Source organism: Streptomyces hygroscopicus subsp. hygroscopicus, assembly GCF_001553455.1.
In the GTDB taxonomy this organism is placed as follows: domain Bacteria; phylum Actinomycetota; class Actinomycetes; order Streptomycetales; family Streptomycetaceae; genus Streptomyces; species Streptomyces hygroscopicus.
Genome location: NZ_BBOX01000104.1, coordinates 1 through 20,659, shown reverse-complemented (window position 1 = coordinate 20,659; position 20,659 = coordinate 1). Strand labels below are relative to the sequence as shown.

Annotated in this window: 16 protein-coding genes and 1 pseudogene; 6 read left to right on the top strand and 11 right to left on the bottom strand. The window is 72.7% G+C overall.

Translation table 11 applies throughout. The annotated features are described in order from the left end of the window. A pseudogene (locus AXW62_RS47420) lies at nucleotides 1-174 on the top strand (DUF4232 domain-containing protein); the annotation flags it as partial. 235 nt (nucleotides 175-409) lie between these two features. Here AXW62_RS47420 and AXW62_RS11475 read toward each other — a convergent pair. The 4 genes from AXW62_RS11475 to AXW62_RS11460 form a co-directional block, all read right to left on the bottom strand. After that, complete coding sequence (locus AXW62_RS11475) at nucleotides 410-1,291, bottom strand: alpha/beta fold hydrolase (protein WP_060944412.1); 882 nt, start codon at nucleotides 1,289-1,291, stop codon at nucleotides 410-412. A 49-nt stretch (nucleotides 1,292-1,340) separates the two neighbouring features. Then, a complete protein-coding gene (locus AXW62_RS11470) occupies nucleotides 1,341-2,651 on the bottom strand; it encodes a hypothetical protein (RefSeq protein WP_060944409.1) in 1,311 nt (436 codons plus the stop codon). A 107-nt stretch (nucleotides 2,652-2,758) separates the two neighbouring features. Continuing rightward, the gene (locus AXW62_RS11465) at nucleotides 2,759-3,337 is read right to left on the bottom strand and encodes a TetR/AcrR family transcriptional regulator (RefSeq protein WP_060944408.1); all 579 of its coding nucleotides are present in this window, start codon (nucleotides 3,335-3,337) and stop codon (nucleotides 2,759-2,761) included. A 145-nt stretch (nucleotides 3,338-3,482) separates the two neighbouring features. Continuing rightward, complete coding sequence (locus AXW62_RS11460) at nucleotides 3,483-4,364, bottom strand: NAD(P)H-binding protein (RefSeq protein ID WP_060944407.1); 882 nt, start codon at nucleotides 4,362-4,364, stop codon at nucleotides 3,483-3,485. Between the two features lie 85 nt (nucleotides 4,365-4,449). On the opposite strand from AXW62_RS11460, the gene AXW62_RS11455 reads away from it, so the two are divergent. The 3 genes from AXW62_RS11455 (at nucleotide 4,450) to AXW62_RS11445 (ending at nucleotide 7,048) form a co-directional block, all read left to right on the top strand. After that, on the top strand, nucleotides 4,450-5,199 hold the full coding sequence (locus tag AXW62_RS11455) for a helix-turn-helix transcriptional regulator (RefSeq protein WP_060944406.1): 750 nt from the start codon (nucleotides 4,450-4,452) through the stop codon (nucleotides 5,197-5,199). Nucleotides 5,200-5,338: 139 nt separating this feature from the next. Further along, the gene (locus tag AXW62_RS11450) at nucleotides 5,339-6,229 is read left to right on the top strand and encodes an AraC family transcriptional regulator (protein WP_060944411.1); all 891 of its coding nucleotides are present in this window, start codon (nucleotides 5,339-5,341) and stop codon (nucleotides 6,227-6,229) included. A 126-nt stretch (nucleotides 6,230-6,355) separates the two neighbouring features. Continuing rightward, nucleotides 6,356-7,048, top strand: a complete 693-nt coding sequence (locus AXW62_RS11445) for an SDR family oxidoreductase (RefSeq protein WP_079115571.1) — start codon at nucleotides 6,356-6,358, stop codon at nucleotides 7,046-7,048. A 413-nt stretch (nucleotides 7,049-7,461) separates the two neighbouring features. Here the strand turns inward: AXW62_RS11445 and AXW62_RS43850 are convergent, their stop codons facing one another. From AXW62_RS43850 to AXW62_RS11405, 7 genes are all read right to left on the bottom strand, one after another. Next, nucleotides 7,462-8,103, bottom strand: a complete 642-nt coding sequence (locus AXW62_RS43850; RefSeq protein ID WP_063817565.1) for a hypothetical protein — start codon at nucleotides 8,101-8,103, stop codon at nucleotides 7,462-7,464. A gap of 399 nt (nucleotides 8,104-8,502) precedes the next feature. After that, the gene (gene nhaA, locus AXW62_RS11430) at nucleotides 8,503-10,392 is read right to left on the bottom strand and encodes a Na+/H+ antiporter NhaA (protein ID WP_174556379.1); all 1,890 of its coding nucleotides are present in this window, start codon (nucleotides 10,390-10,392) and stop codon (nucleotides 8,503-8,505) included. 819 nt (nucleotides 10,393-11,211) lie between these two features. Next, complete coding sequence (locus AXW62_RS11425) at nucleotides 11,212-13,434, bottom strand: M20/M25/M40 family metallo-hydrolase (RefSeq protein WP_060944403.1); 2,223 nt, start codon at nucleotides 13,432-13,434, stop codon at nucleotides 11,212-11,214. Continuing rightward, nucleotides 13,431-14,252, bottom strand: coding sequence for an SDR family NAD(P)-dependent oxidoreductase (locus AXW62_RS11420; protein WP_060944402.1), 822 nt, complete (start codon nucleotides 14,250-14,252; stop codon nucleotides 13,431-13,433). Before AXW62_RS11420 ends, AXW62_RS11425 begins: the two co-directional genes overlap by 4 nt. Continuing rightward, nucleotides 14,252-15,580: an MFS transporter gene (locus AXW62_RS11415; protein ID WP_060944401.1), complete on the bottom strand. Its 1,329-nt coding sequence runs from the start codon at nucleotides 15,578-15,580 to the stop codon at nucleotides 14,252-14,254. The genes AXW62_RS11420 and AXW62_RS11415 overlap by 1 nt, the downstream gene beginning before the upstream one ends. Then, nucleotides 15,577-16,533: a polysaccharide deacetylase family protein gene (locus tag AXW62_RS11410; RefSeq protein ID WP_060944400.1), complete on the bottom strand. Its 957-nt coding sequence runs from the start codon at nucleotides 16,531-16,533 to the stop codon at nucleotides 15,577-15,579. Before AXW62_RS11410 ends, AXW62_RS11415 begins: the two co-directional genes overlap by 4 nt. Before the next feature lie 95 nt (nucleotides 16,534-16,628). Beyond that, nucleotides 16,629-17,636: an Lrp/AsnC family transcriptional regulator gene (locus tag AXW62_RS11405; protein ID WP_060944399.1), complete on the bottom strand. Its 1,008-nt coding sequence runs from the start codon at nucleotides 17,634-17,636 to the stop codon at nucleotides 16,629-16,631. A gap of 1,033 nt (nucleotides 17,637-18,669) precedes the next feature. On the opposite strand from AXW62_RS11405, the gene AXW62_RS11400 reads away from it, so the two are divergent. Beyond that, complete coding sequence (locus AXW62_RS11400; protein ID WP_079115570.1) at nucleotides 18,670-20,115, top strand: cytochrome P450; 1,446 nt, start codon at nucleotides 18,670-18,672, stop codon at nucleotides 20,113-20,115. Beyond that, nucleotides 20,108-20,659, top strand: a 552-nt coding sequence (locus tag AXW62_RS11395; RefSeq protein WP_169808124.1) for a beta-ketoacyl synthase N-terminal-like domain-containing protein, incomplete at its 3' end; no start/stop codon positions are given. The genes AXW62_RS11400 and AXW62_RS11395, both read left to right, overlap by 8 nt.

The window sequence follows — 20,659 nt, the reverse complement described above, 5'->3', positions numbered from 1 at the left end:
GGGACGAACGGCCACACCGTGAAGTCCCTCACCGTCCACTTCCAGGGCCGCACCGCCGACGAGGACGTCCCCTCGGCCGCCCACCCGTCACTGCCCGCCAAGGGCGTCTACGTGGACGACTCCCTCAAGGTCACCTACTGGCAGCAGTCGATGGACACAGCGATCGACTGGTGACACCGCCGCCTGGCGGTCCGGCGGCGCGAGTGGCCGGCGGATGGCCCCGCGGCCCGCGACCGGGCCGGGCCGGGCCACGCCGGACCGGGCCACGCCGGACCGGGCCAGGCCGGACCGGGCCAGGCCGAGCCCGACCAGGCCGCTCGGCCTTCAAGCCCCTCTGCTCACGGGGCCGCGCCGGACCGCCGGACCGCCCGGTATCGGCGGCACCGGCGGCACCGGCGTCCGGGTGCGGCTACAGGTGTCCGGCCAGGAACGGCAGGAGGACCTCGGCCATCTCCTCGGGTACCTCCTCGGCGAGGTCGTGTCCGGCGTCGAAGACATGCCCGGTGACGTCGTGGGCCATGATCCGCATCTGGGACTCGTTGCGGTCGCCGATGAAGGCCGAACCACCGAGCGCCAGCACCGGGATGTCCAGCTTCTTCTTCGCGGCCTGCCGGTTCAGCTCGGCGTCGCGCAGCATCGCGCGGTAGATCGCGAGCATCGCGCGGATGCCACCGGGCATGGAGTAGCAGCGCACGTATTCCTCGATCGCGTCGGGGGTGGCGCTGTCGGGGTGGCTGCGCTCGAACTTGATCATGTAGGTGATCAGCTCGCGCTCGTGCCCGGCGATCAGCATCTCGGGTACGTCGGGCTGGAAGTAGAAGCCCAGGTGCCACAGGTGCATGCCGCTGGAGACGTTCTCGGGGGTGAGTGCGGTGTGGTCCTCGAAGCCGAATCCGGGGAACAACGCCTCGGCGAACACGAGAGCGCGGACGTGGTCGCGGTGGCGGGCGGCGAGCTGATAGCCGATCACCGCTCCCCAGTCCTCGCCGATGACGGCGTAGGTCTCGTGTCCGAGGCGGGCCATCAGCTCGGCGATGTCGTCGCTCATGGTCGCGCAGTCGTATCCGTCCGCGGGGCGGGCGGAGTCCCCGAGACCACGAAGGTCGGGCGCGACGACGGTGTAGTGGGGCGTCAGCTTCGGGACGATGTGACGCCAGTGGTAGCTGGTCTTGGGCACACCGTGCAGCAGCACCACCGCGGGCCCGGATCCGGCCGTCCGGTAGTGCAGACTCGTGCCGTTGACGGCGGCGCGGCCCGTGCGGACGGGCTTTCCGTCATGGTCGTACATCATGTCCTTCATCACCTTCCTGGTGTGTTGGGGTGGGCTTGGTGGTACGGGGTCAGCGGGCCCGCGGCGGGTCGACGAGGATCACGAGGCGGCTCGGTCCCTTGCCGTCAGCGGACGTCCCCCCGCCGCCACCGGTCGTCCGGGCAGCGGGGCGGCCACCGGGGCGCAGGGTGACGTTCTCCGGGTAGAGCCGGCCGAGCAGGGCCAGTACGACGAGGTCGTCCCGGCCGGTGGCGTCCAGGGTGACGTCGCCCGCCTCCGTCCACACCAGTCCCGAGGCGCGCAGCGCGGACCACACCTCCGCGGTGCGGGACGGTCCGTCGCCGGTGGGTGCGCCGTCCGCGGCGAAGTCCTCGCGGAGGGCGAAGCGGTGGCCGCGCAGGGCCTGGCCGAGGTCGACGTGGGCGGTGGTGCCGTCGTGGGTGACCTCGATGCGGGCGGTGCGGGTCCCGTCGGCGGGCGGCCCGGTGACGGTGCGGGCGGTGAGCGGCCCGGATGGTGCGGTGGCGGGCGGCAGCTGCTCGACGAGGGTGCGGGGTGCGGCGTAGTAGTCGGCCACCTCGACGACATAGGTGACGGTTTCGCCGGCGGCCGGGCCGGGGCGCCACGTCAGCAGGTACCGGGGAGCGGTGCGGAGCGGCTGGTCGAGGACGGCGGGCAGGGCGGTGCCGCCGCTGGTGTCGAAGCCGTAGCCGGCCGGGCCGGAGGTGCCGGTGACGACCTGGCGGGCGAAGTCCACGATGCTGGTGTGCCGGATCTGGCGGACCAGGAGTTCGGTGAGGAACGTGTCACGGGCGGATTCGGTGTGCCGCAGCCCGGTCGGGGTGATCAGGAGCGGAACGTCCCGCCAGTTGGTGAAGGGCAGCAGGGCGTCGCGCAGCAGGACGATCTGGTGCAGCCACTCGTTGTAGAGCTGCATGGTGACGGGCCCGCCGCGGCGGCCGCGGAGCAGATCGGCCGCGGGAGGGGTGAGCAGGTGGCCGTAGCAGTGGCTGCGGACGACCAGCGGGCCGGCGGGCAGCGGGATCCGGTCGGTGAGCAGTCTCTCCAGTGCCGCGGTGGCCCAGGAGGCGAGCTCGCGGCCGATCGTCTCGGCCTGGGCGCCCAGTTCGCGGGCTGCCGGGGCGCTGTCGGGGCCGATGGCCAGCGGCAGGGAGGTCTCCCGGGTGCCGAGGGCGAGTGTCGCGCGGATCTGGGCCTCCAGCACCTCACCGTCGGCGCTGGTGAGGGCGTTGTCATCGATGATGCCCTGGAGCAGCGGCTCGGTGGCGGTGAAGAACTCGCGGGCGGTCAGGGTGGTGCCGGCCGCGGGGAAGGTGTTCCAGCGGCTGCCGCCCAGGGCGGGCGCGGGGGCGAGGGGCATGGTTCCTCCGAGGTCTTGGCTTTGGGGGACGGGGTGCCGGATGCCGGGTCCGTGCGGGCTCCCGGCATTTTCTGTATCAAGCGTTACAGATTGCGGGCAGGAAAAAATCAGTCGAGGGCGGCCAGCGCGACCTCCACGAGGGGTTCGAGGGCACGGACGTCCGGCGTGATCTTCGAGGAGATCAGCAGTCCGTTGAGGAAGGTGACGAAGAAGGCGGCGAGGGTGTGCGGGTCGTGCCGGGCCGCGATCTCACCGCGCTCCGCCGCGACGCGCAGCACCTCGGTGAGCGCGTCCCGGCTGGCATCCTGCACATCCCGCACGATGCGCCGGATCGACGCATCCTCCGGCAGGCGCTCACACGCGGCGTTGACCACCAGGCAGCCCCGGCCGCCGTGCTCGACGGCGATGCGGACCCGCTCGGCCAGCAGCGTACGGACCGCCGCACGGACATCCGCCTCTTCCTCCAGGCTGCGCAGGGCGGCCGCCGCGAGCGTGGTGCGGTAGTGCTCCAGCGCGGCCCGGTACAGCCCGTCCTTGTCGCCGAACGCCGCGTACAGGGACCCCTGCCCGATGCCCAGGTGCTGGATCAGGTCGCGCACCGAGGTCGCCTCGTAGCCGCGCGTCCAGAACAGCTCCATCGCGCGGCTCACCGCCGCCTCGGTGTCGAACTCCCGGGTCCTTGCCATGGCCCCACCCTAACCTATCTGTATCGACCGATCAAGAAAGGGTGGCGGCGCCGCGCGGTGGGGGCGGCGCCGCGCGTCAGGCGGCGGGCCGCTGGACCGGCGGCGGTGGTGGACGGTGGTCGCGGCCAGGCCCAGGTGTTCCCACCTACGACGCGTCGTCGATCCGGTGCCGGAGATGGTCGTAGGCCCAGGCGGCGAGGGTGGTCGGAGTGGTGGTCCGGAGGGTGCGGCGCTGCTCGGGCACGAAGTTCTCGCGCAGGCCGGTCGACATTCCGAGCACGGCCTCGACCAGGCTGTCGGGCATTCCGGCCCGCTGGAGCTGCGCGCGCATGGCGTCGTCGGTGATCCGTTCCACGCTGATCGGCCGGCCGGTGGCGGCGGTGAGGATGGCGCCGACCTGGCGCCAGGTGAGATCGGCGGGTCCGTGAACCGCCTGCACACACCGTCCGGACCAGGCAGGAGACAGCAGACGGGCGGCGGCCACCTCGGCGATGTCGCGAGGCGCGACCCAGGCCATGGGCTGGTCGAGCGGAAGGATCACCTGGAGGGTGCCGGCTCGCAGCGCGTCGAGTTGGAGTTCGAGATTGGTGAAGAAGTAGCCGCAGCGGAGGTGGGTGACATCGACGCCCGTGCCGTCCAGGGCGGTTTCGGTGTGCGCCAGGCCGTCGATCTCGCCGGCACCGTGCCGTTTCTCGGCGCCCACGCTGCTCTGGAAAACGACGCGGCCGATCCGGTTCTCGGTGACGGCGCGGACCACGGCGCTGGTGGCGCGGGCGCAGTCGGCGAGGGGATCCGCGCTGTCGGTGGTGGGGTCCACCCAGAACAGCGCGTCCACGTCGCGGGTGGCGGCCACCACCGCGTCGGCGTCGTACTGGTCGACCGGCACGGCATCCACCTCGTCCCGGACCTCGGGAGCCAGCCGGCCGGGGTCGCGCAGCAGGACGCGCGGCCGGACCCCGGCGCGAAGCAGTGCGGCGACGAGGTGGCGGCCGACGTTGCCGGTCGGGGTGGTGACAGCGATCCGCATGGGTGTCCTCTCGTTCGGTGGCTCGGCTTCACGCTAGGAGCGGAGGCGGCCGGAAGCTGTCCTCCTCTCCTGGCAGGCTGAGAACATGGACCTCGACCCGACGACCAGGACCCTGACCCTGCTGACCCTGCTGCAGTCGGGAGGTGAGTGGACCGCTGCCGACCTGGCCGAACGGCTCGGCACGAGCATCCGCACGGTGCGACGCGACGCCCAGCGGCTACGCCGGCTCGGGTACACCGTCGAGGCCCGGCCGGGACCGGGCAGCGCCTACCGGCTGAGCCCCGGGGTCAAGGTCCCGCCGCTGCTGTTCACCGCCGACGAGATCACCGCACTGGTGGCCGGGCTGCATCTGATACGCGCCTGGCTCCCCGAGGAGTCGGTCGCGTCGAGCGCCCTGCTCAAGCTGGACCAGGTGCTGCCCCGCCCCCTGCGCCGCCGCGCCGCCGCGACCGACCTCGCCACCGAGGTGCTGCAGCAACCCGGCGCCGTGGTCGCGGCGGCAACCGTCGGCGTGATCGCGGACGCGGTGGCCGAGGGCGGACGGATCCGGTTCCGCTACACCGACCAGCACGGCCGGCCGTCCACCCGCCTGGTCGAGCCGTACCGCCACTTCCTGCGCGCCGGCCAGTGGTACCTCGTGGCCTTCGACGTCGACCGGGACGACTGGCGCACCTTCCGCCTCGACCGGATCACCGACATCTCCGCGGTGGCGGGCACCTACCAACCCCACCCGTTCCCCGACGAGTCCATCGAGCACTGGTTGACCACCGACTTCGGCAGGGTCAGGCCGGGCTCGCGCCGGCCCGCCGCCGAGGTCGCCGAGCCGACTCGGTGACGTGACGGAGGTGGCGTGACGTGGCGTCACCATGGCCGTGGGGCAACAGATGAGGGACCGGGCGGCAGGGCGCGGCTCCGGCGGCCATCACGGCGGAACAGGCGTTTTTCCACGCCCACGCCCCGTGGCTATGCTCCACATGGTGTGTGATGCTCCAGATTTCGACCTCGAGCCGTATACCGGATTCGATGCCAGCCCATATGTCGAGCGGACCTTCAGCAGTTGGGACAGTCTCGGCTGGCGGTCGCTGCTGCTGCAGCGGTTCGACCACACCCCGCGGGCGGAGCGGGTGGCACTGCCCGCCACCGGAGATCTGCACCTGGTTCTCACCGTCGCCGGCGACGCGTCCATGGAGATCCGCACCGGTGGGCCCTGGCAGCGGCGGCGCTGGATACCCGGACGGCTCGACATGGCGGTTCCGGGAGTGGCGTCGGTGCGCCGCTACCGCTCCGAAGTCCCCCTGCGCACCCTCCAGGTGCACATTCCGCGTGTCATCGTCGAGCGCACGGTCGCGCAGTTGGGCGGCGCCCGCATCGACTACGAGCGGGCGGCCGACGCGGTGGCTTCGGGAGACCCGCTGGTCGAACACACCCTGCGGTCACTGGGCACGGCCGGCGCGGCCGACGACCTGTACGCGGAGTCCGCGGCGGCGTTCCTCGCCGTACACGTGCTCACCAGCGGTGTCCGGCCGCCGCGGGTGGGCCGCTCGGGCGCCGGAGGGCCGTGGCTGCGCAAAGCCGTGGCGATGATGCGGGACCGGCTGGGCGACCCGTTGACGGTGGCGGACATGGCCTCCGCGGCCGGGTTCAGCGTGTACCACTTCATCCGGGTCTTCAAGGACGCCACGGGGCAGACGCCCCACCGCTACCTCACCCGGCTGCGGGTCGAGGAGGCGCAGCGGCTCCTGCGGGCGGGTGGGCTGTCCGTCGCCCAGGTCGCCACGCGGTGCGGGTTCGGCAGCCCTGGTTCGCTGTCCACCGCGTTCTTGCGGCACACGGGTGTGCGGCCGTCGGCCTACCGCGATCGGTGATCCGGGTACGGCCATCGCGCGCATTCCCCCGGCCCGGGATCGGTTCTGGCGTCCATGGGGTGCGCGCCGAAGAGGAGAACGCCCTCCCGGTGACCGTGCCGACATCGGCGAGGCTGCCCGGCGCCGCTGACCGCCGCGCTCGCCGCCGTCGGCGCCCGCGTCGTGCTGATCGGCCGCGACCCCGACCGGCTGAAGGCCGCCGCCGCCCGGGTGCGCGGCGCGGGCCCGGCCGAAGACCCCGACGACGCCGTACTGGAGGTTCCCGGTGACGGCGGGGACGAGCAGACCCTCGCCACGGCCTTCGACCGCGCGGGCCACGTCGACCACGTGCTCGTCACCGCGGGCGGCATCAGTGGCGCCGGCCCGCTGACCGCACTGTCGGCCGACGACATCCGCACGGCCCTCGGCTCCCGCCTCCAGGCGGCCTTCGCCGCCGCCCGCGCGGCGGCGACCCGGCTTCCCGCGGGAGGCTCGCTCACCTTCAGCTCGGGGATTTTGGTGGTCCGTCCGGCTCCCGGAATGACCGCCCCGCTGTCGGTCGCCGGTGCGGTGGAGACCCTCACCAAAGCCCTCGCCGTGGAACTCGCCCCCGCGCGGCTGCGGGTGAACGCCATCCGCTTCGGCCGGATCGACACCCCGCTCCTGCGCTCGCTGCCGGGGCTGGACTCCGACGACGCGGTGGCCGCCGCCGGATCGACCACTCCCCTGGGCCGCTTCGGCACCGCCGAGGAAGCCGCCGCCTCGGCCCTCTTCCTCATGGCCAACAACTACGTGACCGGTCAGGTCATCACCGTCGACGGCGGTGAAACGCTCGTCTGACCCGGCAACCGCCGCCCGGGGCCGGGCTGGGGCGACACCTGGAGGGAGGGGCGGGATCCGTAAGGCACGAGGGCCGTAACGGACGGGGTTCGTAACGGACCCGGTCCATAAGGAGCCCGGTCCGTAAGGGACAAGGTCCGTTAACAGACGAGGTCCACCTGCTGCCGGGGGGCGTGCCGCGCGGATGCCCGGCTCGCTCGCGCGGCTCCGGGACGCGGCCCGCCGATCCCCTCTCCACCCGCCTGTCCGCGGGTGGGCGGAGAGGAGAAGCCGAGCCGAGCCGCCGTGTGCGACCCGGCCCACGCGTCCCGCTGGCCACGCTCCTGACGCGGGGCCAGGCGCCTGGTCGGCAAGGCCGCTCTCCTGGCCTCGGGGTCACTCCTCGCCGCAGGGCCACGCCCCTTGCCGCGGCGTCAGCCCACGTTGAAATCGAGGTTGGTCACGTACCAGGCGCCACCGATCTTGGTGGACTCCATCTTGACGTCCAACTGACCCGACTTCAGGCCGGTGGAGTTGGACAGGATGACCTTGTCGAGCGTCTGTCCGTCGACGGTGACCTTCTCGGCGGGGACCACCGCCCGGCCGCCGGTGACCGGGACCCGGGCGACCTCCACCTTCGGGTCGCCGGTGGACCGCTTGGGCGTGAACGACGCGTGGAATCGCCCGATGCCGTCTCGCATCTTCCGTGCCTCGGGGGTGTTGCCGTTGCACAGCGAGGGGGTGCCGACCCGGGCGGGCGACGAACCGGTGGCCGGTTCCGCCATCACCAGACATGCCTGCTTGGGCCGGTTCTCGATGACCGCGGTGACCCATGCGGCAACCGCCCCCTCGGCCGTGGTCTGGCGGGCGCCCGAGGGCTGCGAGGCCGCCGGGTCATCGCTGGCCCGCTCCTTCTGCGTCTCCTTCGCCCCGTCCGCGGTCGAGCTGCTCGCGGTGGGCTTCTTCTCCGCGGCCGAGTCCGTGTCGTTCGAGCAGCCCGTGACCCCCACGACGGCCGCCACCAGCGCGGCCCCGGCGGTCCAGCCGATGGTCCTGTTCCTGTAACTCTCCGACACCGTTCGGGGCCCTTCTCACAGACGTCCACATGGTTCGATGCCACCCTGACGCGCGGGGCGTCGAGGTGCAACATCCTCCAGAGGAGGACGGGGCCGGCAGCGAAGTGGTTCCCGCCGTCGCCCGGGCATGTGCGGCACGAACGGCGCCGGGCGCTCGGTGTCCGGCGCCGGACCGGTCGTGGTCTCCTGTCCCCTCGACGGCCGTGGGACACGCGCGTTCGCGCGGGCGGCGCCGGAGGGGCCGGTGGCGCGCGGCCGCCCTGGGCCCGGCGGCCCGGGTCCCCTTGCGGCCACGCGGTGCGGCACGGGCCATGAACCCTCGTACGCCGACGCGCTGTTCGGACCAGGGCTCGGGACGGGGGAAACCGCGAAGTGCCGCGTTCCCGGCGGTCCCCGCTCTCAGCGGGCCATGACCGCCGCCCGCTCACGGGCGGCGCGTACAGCCGCCGACAGACTGCCGATGTCGTAGGCACCGTGGTGTCTGCGCCCGTTCACGAAAAAGGTGGGCGTGCCCGCGACCGCGCTGAGGTCCGCCGACTCCACGTCCTCCGCCACGCGCGGCACACCCCGGTGGGAACGCACGTCCCGCTCGAAGCGCCCCACGTCCAGTCCGATGTCCGCGGCGTACCCGCGCAGATGGTCCAGGCGCAGCGCGCCCTGGTGGCTCAGCAGCAGATCGTGCATCTCCCAGTACCGGCCCTGCACGGCCGCCGCCTCCGCCGCCTCCGCCGCCTCGGCCGCCGCCTGCGCGTGCACGTGCACATCGGTGAGGGGCAGGTGGCGCCACACGTACCGCACATCACCGAAGCCGCCGAGCAGCTCGCGGACGATCGGTTCGGCCTGGCCGCAGTACGGGCACTCGTAGTCGCCGTACTCGACGACCGTCACCGGCGCGTGCCGCGGCCCTCGCACGTGGTCCCGGTCGGGGTCCACCGGCACCGCCAGGTCGATGATGGTCTCGGCGTTGCCCAGCAGCGCCCGCTGCCGCGCACGGTGGGGCAGCGCCGCGACGATCCCGGTGACGAGCCGGCTGGTCAGGAAGGAGCCGATCACCGCGCTCAGGATGCCGACCTTGGCGTCCTCCAGCCGCGTTCCGTGGAAGGCGAGGGTCGCGATGAGGAGGGAGACGGTGAAACCCACCCCGGCCAGGGTTCCCCCCGCGGCGACGGCTCCCCAGCCGATCGGCAGACGGACCCGGCCACGGCCGAGCACATGGGCCAGTCCGGTCGCCCCGGCGATCCCCACCGGTTTGCCGAGGACGAAGGCGAGGAGGATGCCGAGGGTGACGGGTGAGGTGAAAGCGCGCCCCAGCTGGTCGGCGCTCAGCGGAATGCCCGTGTTGGCCAGGGCGAAGAGCGGCACGACGACATAGCTGGTCCACGGGTGGTACATGCCCTGCAACCGGTCGTTGGGGGAGAGCGCGGACGCCAGACCGGCCCGCACCGAACGTTCCAGTTCGGGCGTCGGCTGCTCCCGGAACCTCCGGAACAGACCGGTGGCGTGTTCCAGGTCGGCGCGTGCCGCGGGATAGGCGTACGTCAGGAGCCCCATGGCCAGGCCGATGACCACGGGGTCCACACCCGATGTGAGCAGCGCGCCCCAGGCCGCCAGTGCGAGGAGCGCATAGACCACTCCCCTGCGCACCCCGAGTCCGCGGACGAGCAGGATGACGGCGAACACGCCGACCGCGACCAGCAGCGCCGGCCGGCTGACCCGACCGCTGTAGACGAAGGCGATGACCACCAGGGCGAGGAAGTCGTCGACCACGGTGATCGTGAGGATGAAGACCCGCAGCCCGCTCGGCATGCGCCGGCCGACGACGGCGAGCATCCCGAGGGCGAAGGCGGTGTCGGTGGACATGGCCGCGCCCCAGCCGTGTGCGGATGTCCGGCCGGCGTTGATCGCCAGATAGACGGCGACCGGTACGAGCATGCCGCTGATCCCGGCGGCGAGCGGCAGGGCGAGCCTCCTGCGGTCGCGCAGCTCGCCCATGTCGAACTCACGGCGCGCCTCCAGCCCGATGACGAAGAAGAACAGCGTCATCAGTCCGCTGTTGACCCACGCGCGCAGGGGCAGCGACGGACCGAGGGCGCCGATCCGGACGGACAGGTGGGTCTGCCAGAACGACGCGTAGGCCGCGGGAGCGGTGTTGGCCCAGACGAGCGCGGCGAGCGCGGCGGCCACCAGGACGGCGGCGCTGCCGGTCTCGGTCCGCAGGAAGTCGCGCAGGGGGGTGCGTGAGTCTTCGCCGGCGCTCTGGCCCGTGTAGTCACCGGGTGCGGAGGCCATGCTCAGCCTTTCCTTCGACGATCGGCCCGTGGTACCGCCGGATCCGCCACCTGCCCTCCCCGGCTCCCCCACCAGGGACAGCAGGACACGGACGGGACCGGCCCGTGGGACCACCGGAACGTCACGTCCGCGAAACCGGCCACGGCCCCCGGAGCCGTCTTGCGCGCGTGCGGACCCGGAACGACGGTGCCGCCGCCCCGAGCCCGATGGAGCCCCGGTACCTGGCCCCACGGCCGGGCACCGCTCGGCCGTCCGGGCGACGGCGGATCAGCCCGCGGCTCCTCCGGGACCGCCCGGCCGATGTGGTGCCCCACCCCAGGGTGCACGAGTACGTCCGCACCAGCCAGGTGCCTCTTCTGGTGGTCCGCGGCGGAGGACGGCGAGCCTTCTTCGGCCGCGACGGAGAACGACGAGGACTTCGGCCGCGATGGATGGCGACGAGGTCCTCGGCCCCAGCAATGCCCGCGCAGGACGGCGAGACCTTCGGCCCCGGCAGAGGACAGCGAGGACTTCGGCCCCGGCGCAGGACGGCGAGACCTTCGGCCGCGACGGAGGACGACGAGGTCCTCGACCCCGACGGAGAACGACGAGGTCCTCGACCCCGGCGGTGCCCGCGCCTTCCGGCGCGGCCTGCCGAGGCCGGGATCCGTCCTCCCGGACCCGGGGCACCGCGCCCCGGGTCCGGGACACCCCCGACGCCCTCACCGGCCGCCTCCGAGGGTCCCTCGGAGGCGGCCGGGTTCCGGGGCAACCGGGCCGGCGCCCCGTCGCGGGCCGGCCGGCGGGCCGGGTGTGCGGCACCCGGCCCGCCGGCCGGGTTCATTCCCCTGCCAGCGCCGCCAGCACCGTGGCGGCCAGCGCCGCGCGTATCACCATGCCCGAGACCGAGGTGTGCTCGGAGCGGGCGTGCGCGCCCGAGCCCACCGCGCCGATACCGTCCAGGACCGGCGTGCCCTGGGCCACGACGAAGTTGCCGTCGCTGGCTCCGCCGACCGATGCCTCGGGCAGGTCGTGTCCGAGCAGTGCGGCGCACCGGCGGGCCAGCCCGGCGAGCGCGGCCACCCCTTCCGTCCGTTCGAACACGGGGCGGTTCCAGCCGCCGGTGACCTCCACACGGGTCCGCGGGTCGACCGGACGCAACGCGGCGAGGGCGTCTTCGACGCGTCGTTGTTCGGCGGCGGTGGCGACGCGGACGTCGATGTGGCCGACGGCGCGCCCCGCGGTGACGTTGCTGCGGGTGCCTCCCTCCACCACGCCCACGTTCAGCGACGTGCCCGCGTCGGGGGCGCGCAGGTCCGCCAGGCGCAGGATCTGGTGGGCGAGTTCGTCCACGGCGCTGGCTCCGGCGGTGGGGTCCAGACCGGCGTGGGCCTCGGTGCCGGTGACCGTGACGGTGAACAGTCCCACGCCCTTGCGGGCGGTCTTGATCGCACCGTCGGCGGCGGCCTCGAAGACCATGGCGAGCCGGCTGTCCCGGGCCTCGGCGACGATGGCGTCCCGGGAGGCGAGACTGCCGGTCTCCTCGTCACCGTTGAGCATCAGGGTGCAGGCCGGGCGGGGCAGGCCGAGGGCGTCGAGGGCGCGGAGTGCCCAGACCGCCTGGACCAGGCCGGCCTTCATGTCGAAGACGCCGGGTCCGCTGATGCGGTCGCCGTCCCGCCGGAAGGGCCAGGTGTCCAGGGTGCCGGTCGGCCAGACGGTGTCGTAGTGGCCGAGGAGGAGCACCGGGCGGCCGTCCCGGGTGGTGGTGTCCCGGGCGGAGTAGCGGCGGACCAGGATGTCTCCGGCCTCCTCCCGCACCAGGGTCTCCTCGGTGTCCGGTGCGCCGAGGCGCCGGTCGAGCCAGCCGCGCAGCCAGCCGAGGCAGCTGTCCAGGGCCCGCGGATCGTCGCTGGCGCTGCCCTGGGAGGTGTAGGCGGCGAGGTCGGCGACCATGTCCTCGCGGTGGGCGTCGAGCCATTGCCGGACCGCTTCGGCCTGGTCGGGACCGAGTGGCAGCGAGGGGGCGGGGGCCTGGGCCAGCCGGTCCAGTTCGTCCAGCCGTGACTCCGACATGTCGTGTGCGGCGCCCTCCAGCCGGCGCAGGCCGCTCACGACCGTGTGCAGCAGGGTGGTGGGCAGGCCCTCGCGCGCCGCGTGGCGGAAGACGTCGGTGTAGTGCGTGGGGGCTTCGACGGGCCGGTGGCGTACGGCGAGGTCGCGCCAGATGCCGCTGCGGTCCTTGGTCTGGGTGCGCAGCCATGCGGTGAGACGGTCGAAGGCGGCGTTCCGGACAGCGGGGTCCGCTCCGTGCCGGAAGGCATGCGGCTCGAAGGCGTCGAACGCCTCCAGGGTGATGCCGAGGCGGTCGGACACGGCGAAGATCTCGCCGGTGAGCGCGGCCATGGCGGGGCGGTGCCGGTCGATGAGGTCGGCCATGGGGGCGTCCGCGAGGGCGGTGGCGGCGAGCATGGCGCCGAACCCGGCCTTGGCCCACAGGTATCCCTCGACGTTGTCGCTGGCCACGGCCGGGCCCCAGCTCCGCAGGTGGGCCACCAGCTCCCGGACCCGCGGGCTGACCGGCCCGCCGTCGGGTTCGCCGATGACGAGGGCTCCGGCGCCGCCGTCCAGGACGACGCCCGGTTCGATGACGTCGGCGAAGATGTTCACGAAGGCCGCGACGGTGCGGGCGGCGCCCAGCCGCTGGGCGATCAGGGGCTCGTTGAAGCCGTTCTGCAGGGAGACGACGTAGCCGTCCGGGGCCAGGCGGGGCGCGATCCAGTCCAGCGCGGCGCCGGTGGCCTGCGCCTTCACGGCCAGCAGGACGCGGGTGAGGGTGCCGTCGAACTCGTCCGGGGTGGTGGCGGTGACCGGCACGCTCTCGCGGGTGCCGCCGCGGGCGACGACGAGTCCGCGGGTGCGGATGGCGGCCACGTGGGCGTGGTCGGTGTCGACGACGGTGACCGGGTGGCCGGCCCGGGCGAGGGCGAAGGCGAGGGTGCCGCCGATCGCTCCGGCGCCGACGACGGTGTATCCGGGCCGCTCCGGCTGGGTGTCGTTCATCGGGTGTGTCCTTCCGTGGTCGCGGCCGTCGGCACCGGGGCGGGCGGGGTGGCGCGGGGGTCGCCGGGCTGCCAGATCCGGGGCAGGTGCAGGGCGCCCGTGCTGGAGCCGCCGTCCACCCGCAGCACCTCGCCGGTGATCCAGGAGGCGTCGGGGCCGGCCAGCCAACGCACCGCCCGGGCGATGTCCTGTGGCGTGCCCGGACGGTTCAGGGGGTTGGTGCCGATGGCCGCGGCGTACTCGGCGGAGACGGGGTTGCAGTCGCTGGCCACCGGGACGAACCCGGGGCTGACCGCGTTGACGCGGATGCCGTGCGCGCCGAGTTCCAGGGCGGCGGCGCGGGTGGCCATCTCCAGGGCGGCTTTCGAGCTGGCGTACGGGCCTCCGCCGGGCCGGGCGCGCAGCGCGGAACCCGAGGAGATGTTGATGACCGAGCCGGGCCGTCCGTGCCGGCCGGCGAGCCGGGCGAAAGCGGCGGTGGCCAGGACGGGGGCGCGCAGGTTGACGGCGAACAGCCGGTCCCAGGCCGGGGCGTCCACCTGGGCCATGTCCAGGGAGGGGTAGACCCCGGCCGCGTTGACGAGGATGTCCACGGGGCCGGTCTCCGCCCAGGCCGCTTCCACGACGGCGGTGGGCGCGTCGGGGTCGGTCAGGTCCGCGGCGCGTGTGGCGGTACGGGTTCCCAGGCGTGTCCCGGTCCGGCGGAGCGCGGCGGGGTCGCGGTCGACGAGGGTGAGGAAGGCGCCCTGGGCGGCGAACTCCTCGGCGATCGCCCCGCCGATGCCGCCCGCGGCGCCGGTGACGAGGACGTGGGTCATCAGCTGAACTCCTTGTCCTTGGTCTCCGGCATCGTGAGGTAGACCACGAGGGAGATCAGCGAGGCCGCCGATACGTAGATCCACAGCAGGTCGCTGTGGCCGCTCTCGTGCATCCAGGTCGTCAGATAGGGCGCCGTGCCGCCGAACAGCGCCACAGCGAGGGCGTACGGCAGGGCGATACCGGTGGCGCGCACCTCCGCCGGGAACTGCTCGGCCATGATGACGGCGCAGTTGGCGGAGTAGCCGAGGATCAGCAGCATGCCGACGAGCTGGACCAGGAACAGGCTGAGGAAGCTGTTGCCGAGCAGGTGCAGCAGGGGCCAGGCCAGGATGACGAAGCCGCCGGCGAACCCCGCCATGGTCGGCTTGCGTCCCACGCGGTCCGAGAGCACGCCCACGAAGGGCAGCGCGACGACGAAGACGACCAGACACAGGGTCTGCGACAGCAGGGCGGTCTTCAGCGGGATGCCGGTGGTGAGATTCGCGTACGTGGGCAGGTAGTTGACCCAGATGTAGTAGGTGAGGGTGCCCGCCACCGTGATGCCGGCCACCCGCAGGGCGGCCCCGGGGTGCTCCACGAACATGGCCTTGACCGGATTGGTGCGGGTCCGGCCGGCGCCCTGGACCTGGGTGAAGGAGTCGGTGTCCGCCACGGAGACCCGCAGCCACAGGCCGACCAGTCCGAGGAGGCCGCCGAGGACGAACGCGACGCGCCAGCCCCAGGAGTGCAGGGCGTCGTCGCTCAGCGCCGAGGTGGTGAGGGTGCCCAGGAGGGAGGCGATGAGCACGCCGCCGGCGACCGACACCTGCTGCCAGGATCCGGCGAACGCGCGCCGGCCACGGGCGGCCGACTCGACGAGGAACGCGGAGGACGAACCGAACTCGCCGCCGGCGGAGAAACCCTGCACGAGCCGGGCGACCAGCAGGAGCAGCGGCGAGACGACGCCGACGCTGTCGTAGGACGGGGTGATCGCGATGACGAAGCCGGCCCCCGCCATGAGGCCGACCGTGAGGGTCATGCCCTTCTTGCGTCCTCGGCGGTCGGCGTAGGCGCCGAGGACGGCGGCACCGACCGGGCGCATCACGAATCCGACGGCGAAGACGGCGAGCGTGGACAGCAGGGCCACCGCGCCGTCGCCCTTCGGGAAGAACTCATCGGCGATGATCTTGGCGAAGATGGAGTACAGCGCCCAGTCGACCCATTCGACGGTGTTGCCGATGGTGCCGGCGACGATGGCCTTGCGCTGGGCGCCGCTCAGCCGGGACGTGGCGGGGACGGCGCCGCCTTGGCGCAGGGGGCCGGTGGGCGTGGCGGATCCAGTGTTCATGGGGTGCGCTCCGGAGTGTCGGCGGCGGAGCCGGCCGCGGTGCGGCCGGTCAGCACGGCGCGGGCCGCGTCGGCGAGCTGGGCGTGCGTCGCGTACCAGACGCCGGGGTGGGCGGCGATGTGGTCGAGGAGTTCCCGCAGCGCCACCAGGCGCGAGCGGTGGCCGATGACGTGGGGGTGCAGGGTGAGCTGGAAGACACCGCCGTCCCGGTAGGCGGCGTCGAATTCGTCCGTCCAGATCTCCCGTACGTCGCGCGGACGGCTGTGCGGGCGGACGGACCCGTAGCGATCCATCGTGAAGTACGGGGCGTCGTCCCGGATCCAGTCGACCGGGATCTCCACCAGGCCGGTGGGCCGGCCGTTGGCGACGATCTCGTAGGGCTCGTCGTCGGCCATGAGCGAGGAGTCGTAGGCGAAGCCCAGGTCGAGCATGATGTCGAGGGTCGAGTCCGAGAAGTCCCAGGACGGGGTGCGGATGCCGACCGGGCGCCGGCCGGTCAGCGTGGTGAGGGTGTCCAGGGCGTGCGCCGTGAGGTCCTTCTCGTCGTCGCGGCCCAGCAGCGTGTTGCGCTCGTGGATCCATCCGTGGACGGCCAGTTCGTGCCCGTCACGGGTGTAGGCGCGGGCCTCCTCGGGGTGGACGAGGGCCGAGACGGCCGGCATGAAGAAGGTCGCGGGGACGCCGTAGCGGGCGAGGAGGTCCAGGATCCGCGGGGCGCCGGCGCGGGCACCGTACTCGCCCTGCGCGAGCCGACCGGGGCTGGTCTCGCCGTCGCGCAGCGGAATCGTCTCGTGGTCGGGGTCGAAGGAGAGGGCGACCGCGACCCGGGCGCCGCCGGGCCAGCGGTCGGGGACCAGCCGCCGTCCGGCGCGGACCGCGTCGATATGGCCGCGCCAGGTCTGCTCGGACCAGCGCCAGCTCTCCGGGGGCAGGCCGGAATCGTCAGTGGGCATGGTGGGTCTCCACAGGGGTCGGGGGACGGGAAGAGGGCGGACGAGGGGAGGGCGGGGCCGCCCGCGGGCGGTGTGCCCGGCGGCCGGCCGGTGGCTCAGACGGTGGGGACCATCCGGTGCCAGGAGTACTTCAGGGTGGCGAGGTGCAGCGTCACATCGGAGGCGATCAGCCCCGGCAGTGCCCCGATGACCTCGCTGGTGTAGCGGAACAGATCGGTGCGGCGGGGCAGCACCATGTGTCCGACGAGGTTGAAGCGCCCGGTCGCCGCGCCCAGGAACTTGGTTCCCGGATGCCGCGCGAGCTGCCGCCCCGCGGCGTCGAGCCGGTCGGGCTCGATCGACAGCCACACCATGAACTCCGCGTCGTACCCGAGCAGGGCCGGTTCGACGAGGGTCCGGAACTGGAGGATGCCGCGGGATATGAGGCGGTCCATGGCCCGTGCGACACCGGACTCGGTGTGGCCCAGGCGCCGGGCCAGGGCGCTGACCTGGGCGCGGCCGTCCTCCTTGAGGGCCGCGACGACCTCCTGCTCCAGACCGGTGAGCGCTTTTGGCGCCTCGTCCCAGTCGGCGCGGTCGCACGACGACGCGAGGGTGGCGGGCCGCAGGTCCGCGGCCGCCTCGGCGGGCAGCAGCCCGGTGTCCCACATCGACGCGGAGGTGAACGCGCGGATGACGGCGACCGCCTCGGTGCTGGTGATCAGGTCGGCCCCGGGCAGGTCGGTGAAGAGCAGCCGCATCATCTCCTCGTTGTCACGGGCGACGAAATCGACGATGAGATCGGCGGCGCCGGTGACGACGGCCAGGAAGCGCACGTCCGGGCTGACGGCGAGCTGGTCCGCGAGGTCCAGCCCGCGCCCGGGCCTGGCCTGCACCCGGACGAGCATGGACGAGCCCTCCCGGGTGCGGTCCAGCTCCAGGGTGCCGACGACCCGCAGCACGCCCCGCTCGTGCAGGGCCCTGTAGCGCCGCTGGGCGGTCGTCTCGCTGGCGCCCACCCATCGGGCCACCGCGCTCCACGGGGCGCGACCGTTGAGCTGGAGCGCCGCGATGACACGGCGGTCCAGGTCATCAATGGTGTCCACGGGGGCTCGGTGGGTCATGGGGCGGACGCTAATCAGGGCTTTTCCCCCGTCAATGACGGAATCCTGCATCGCTCCTGGTCACAGCCGGGCGATCCGGCACCGCGCGCATCACGAAGGGGTAACACCCGCAGATCTGGCGCGCAGGCGCGGCTGTCGTGCGGAGTGACGGATTACGTCACCCGGATATCCAAAAAAGTTCATCCTCGCCCGCCAGGGCCGGCACATCCGGCGTTTCGGGCCCCCGGGCCGGTGGTCCACGCGCGGTCCGTCCGCGACCGGTGACCGTCGCACGAGCGGTTCCGCCGACGTGGCGCGTGACAACGTCCGGCCGGGGCCCGGCCGGACGCGGGCCCGGGCCGGACTGATCGATCCACCGGGCAAGGGGTACATCCGGCCAGATCCTCACCGCGGTCCGATGTGCCCGCTTCGGTCCCCCGGACATGACTCCTTCGCGAACAAGAGTCCTTTACCGGCACCCGATACCGACACAACAGGAATTCACGATTCCCTTCGCATGCCCCGGAGAGCGGGAAACGGGCCGGCGGGCCGCGGACTCGGCGACGCCATCCCGAATCGAAGCACTGAGCTGCCGTTATACGGGGCGAGGGAATTTCCTCGGCAGAGCGTGCCGCGGGTGGACATCCATCATCGATCACTCGGCCCGCGGCCTTGGTCTTGGCCGATTACGACACTTGCCCGCCGGTTGTCGCCGAGCACACTTGTACACGCCACCATATAGTTGTCATGTCCAGCACAACCGCGGCTCGCCTGAGTGCCATATCGAGCGTCTCCCGAGGGCCTGCGTAGTCGATGGGGTCCCCTTTCGCAATAACCCGGTTGATGCCGCGAACACCAACGCTTGAGCTTCCACCGCGCCGCCCGCGGCGTCCGGTGGGCCCATCGCGTGCGCTGTCCCGCGTATGAACCCGCGTATGAGGTGAGGCGACACTCCGCGGAGCCCTGAAAGGTGAGCAAGGCGACGTCCGGGTCCGCTCACCGGACCTGACGGCGTCACGGCGGACGAAGGCCGGATCCGGCCGGAGGGATACGAATGAGCGACGAATTCCCGGCGAACCACGCGCCGAGGTGTCCTGTCAGCGAAAGAGGGCACGAGCGGGGAAGCCCCCCGCGATCCGCCCCGCGGGAAAGCCCCCGCCGGTCCGCCCCCGTCGCACCGGGTCGGCTGCCCCTGCTCGGGCATATGTGGCCGCTCATGCGGGACCCGTTCACGTTTTTCACGTCGCTTCGCCACCGCGGTGACATCGTCCGCATCTACATGGGCCGGCGCCCCATCCATTTCCTCACCACGGCGCGGCTCGCACATCAGATCCTGGTGGAGAACGCACGCTCCTTCGACAAGGGCATGGTCTACGACGCGGTCCACCCGCTGAGCGGTAACGGGCTGCTGGCTTCCGGGCGCGAACTGCACCGGCGCCAGCGGCGCATCATCCAGCCCCTGTTCCACAAAGACATGATCAAGGTGTATGCCGAGACGATGAGCGGCGAGGCGCAGTCGCTGGCGGATTCCTGGCGTCCCGGTCAGCGCGTCGACCTCGACCAGGTCATGATCGAGCTGACCCTGACCACGCTCGTGCGATCGATGTTCTCGGGCCGGCTGCCCCGTTCCGTGGTGCGGGACATTCTCCACTCGCTGCCGCTCTTCACCCGTGGCATGGTCGCCAGGACCGTGCTCCCGGCGTGGCTGTGCCGGGTCACCGGGTTCGACCGGCGCTTCCTGGCCGCGGCGGGGCGGCTCCGGTCGGCCGTCGACGCGGTGGTCCGCAGCGGTCAGCCCGACGGTGTGGAGGGCAGCGACCTGCTGTCCTTCCTCCGCGCGGCACGTGATCCGGAGACGGGGCAGACGATGAGCGATGAGCTCATCCGGGACGAACTCGTCTCGATCATGATGGCCGGAACCGAGACGACCGGGGCCACCCTGGCGTGGACGTTCCACGAACTCACCGAGCACCCCGCCGTCGAACAACGGCTTCGCGCCGAGCTGCGGGACGTACTCGGCGGCCGGCCCGCCGGATACGACGACCTCGCCGACCTCCGCTACACCCGTGCCGTGGTGAACGAGGTGCTGCGGCGGTACTCGCTGTTGATGCTGTTCCGGCGCACCACGACGCCGGTCGTCCTCGGCGGGGTCGCGTTGCCCGCCGGTGCCGACGTGATGTTCAGCCAGTCCGACCTGCACCGCGACGCCGGCGCGTTCCCGGAGCCGGACGCGTTCTCCCCTGAGCGGTGGCTGGTGGACCGGGACAGCCTTCCCCCGCGCGAAGCCTTCATCCCGTTCGGCGCCGGCAACCGCCGCTGCATCGGCGAGGGATACGCCCAGGCGGAAGCGGTGATCGCCCTGGCCACCATCCTCACCCGGTGGCGGCTCGTCCCGGTCCCCGGCCACGTGCGTCGCGTGGCGGCGGCGATGCCGCGCCCCCGCAGTCTGCCGATGACGGTGACCCCGGTCGCCGACGAAGGGAGCGTGCCCCATGTCTAGCCGCGCCACCCAGCACCGGTCCGCCGCTCATCCGGACGGCCGAGGGCGAAGGACCCCGGCCGAACCGATCGCGATCGTGGGAGTGGGGTGCCGGTTCGCCGGCGGGGTCGACTCCCCGGACGCGCTGTGGCGTCTGCTCGAACACGGCGGCAACGCCGTCCAGGAGGTCCCGCCGGGAAGGTGGGATGCCGACGAGGTCTACGATCCGCAGCCCGGGGTGCCGGGCCGGACGGTGTCCCGCTGGGGCGGCTTCCTCGACCAGATCGGCGGGTTCGACGCGGGCGGCTTCGGGATCACACCGTACGAGGCCGAGGCGATGGACCCGCAGCACCGCCTGCTGGTGGAGATGTCCTGGGAGGCGCTGGGACACGCCGGGATCCCGCCCGCCTCCCTGATGGGGTCGCAGACAGGTGTGTTCTTCGGCATCGCCCACCACGACTACCTGTTGCGGACGATGGACGACGCGCTGGTGGAGAACCCGTACGTGATGACGGGCAACGCGCACTCCGTCGCGGCGGGCCGGGTGTCGTACCTGCTGGGCGCG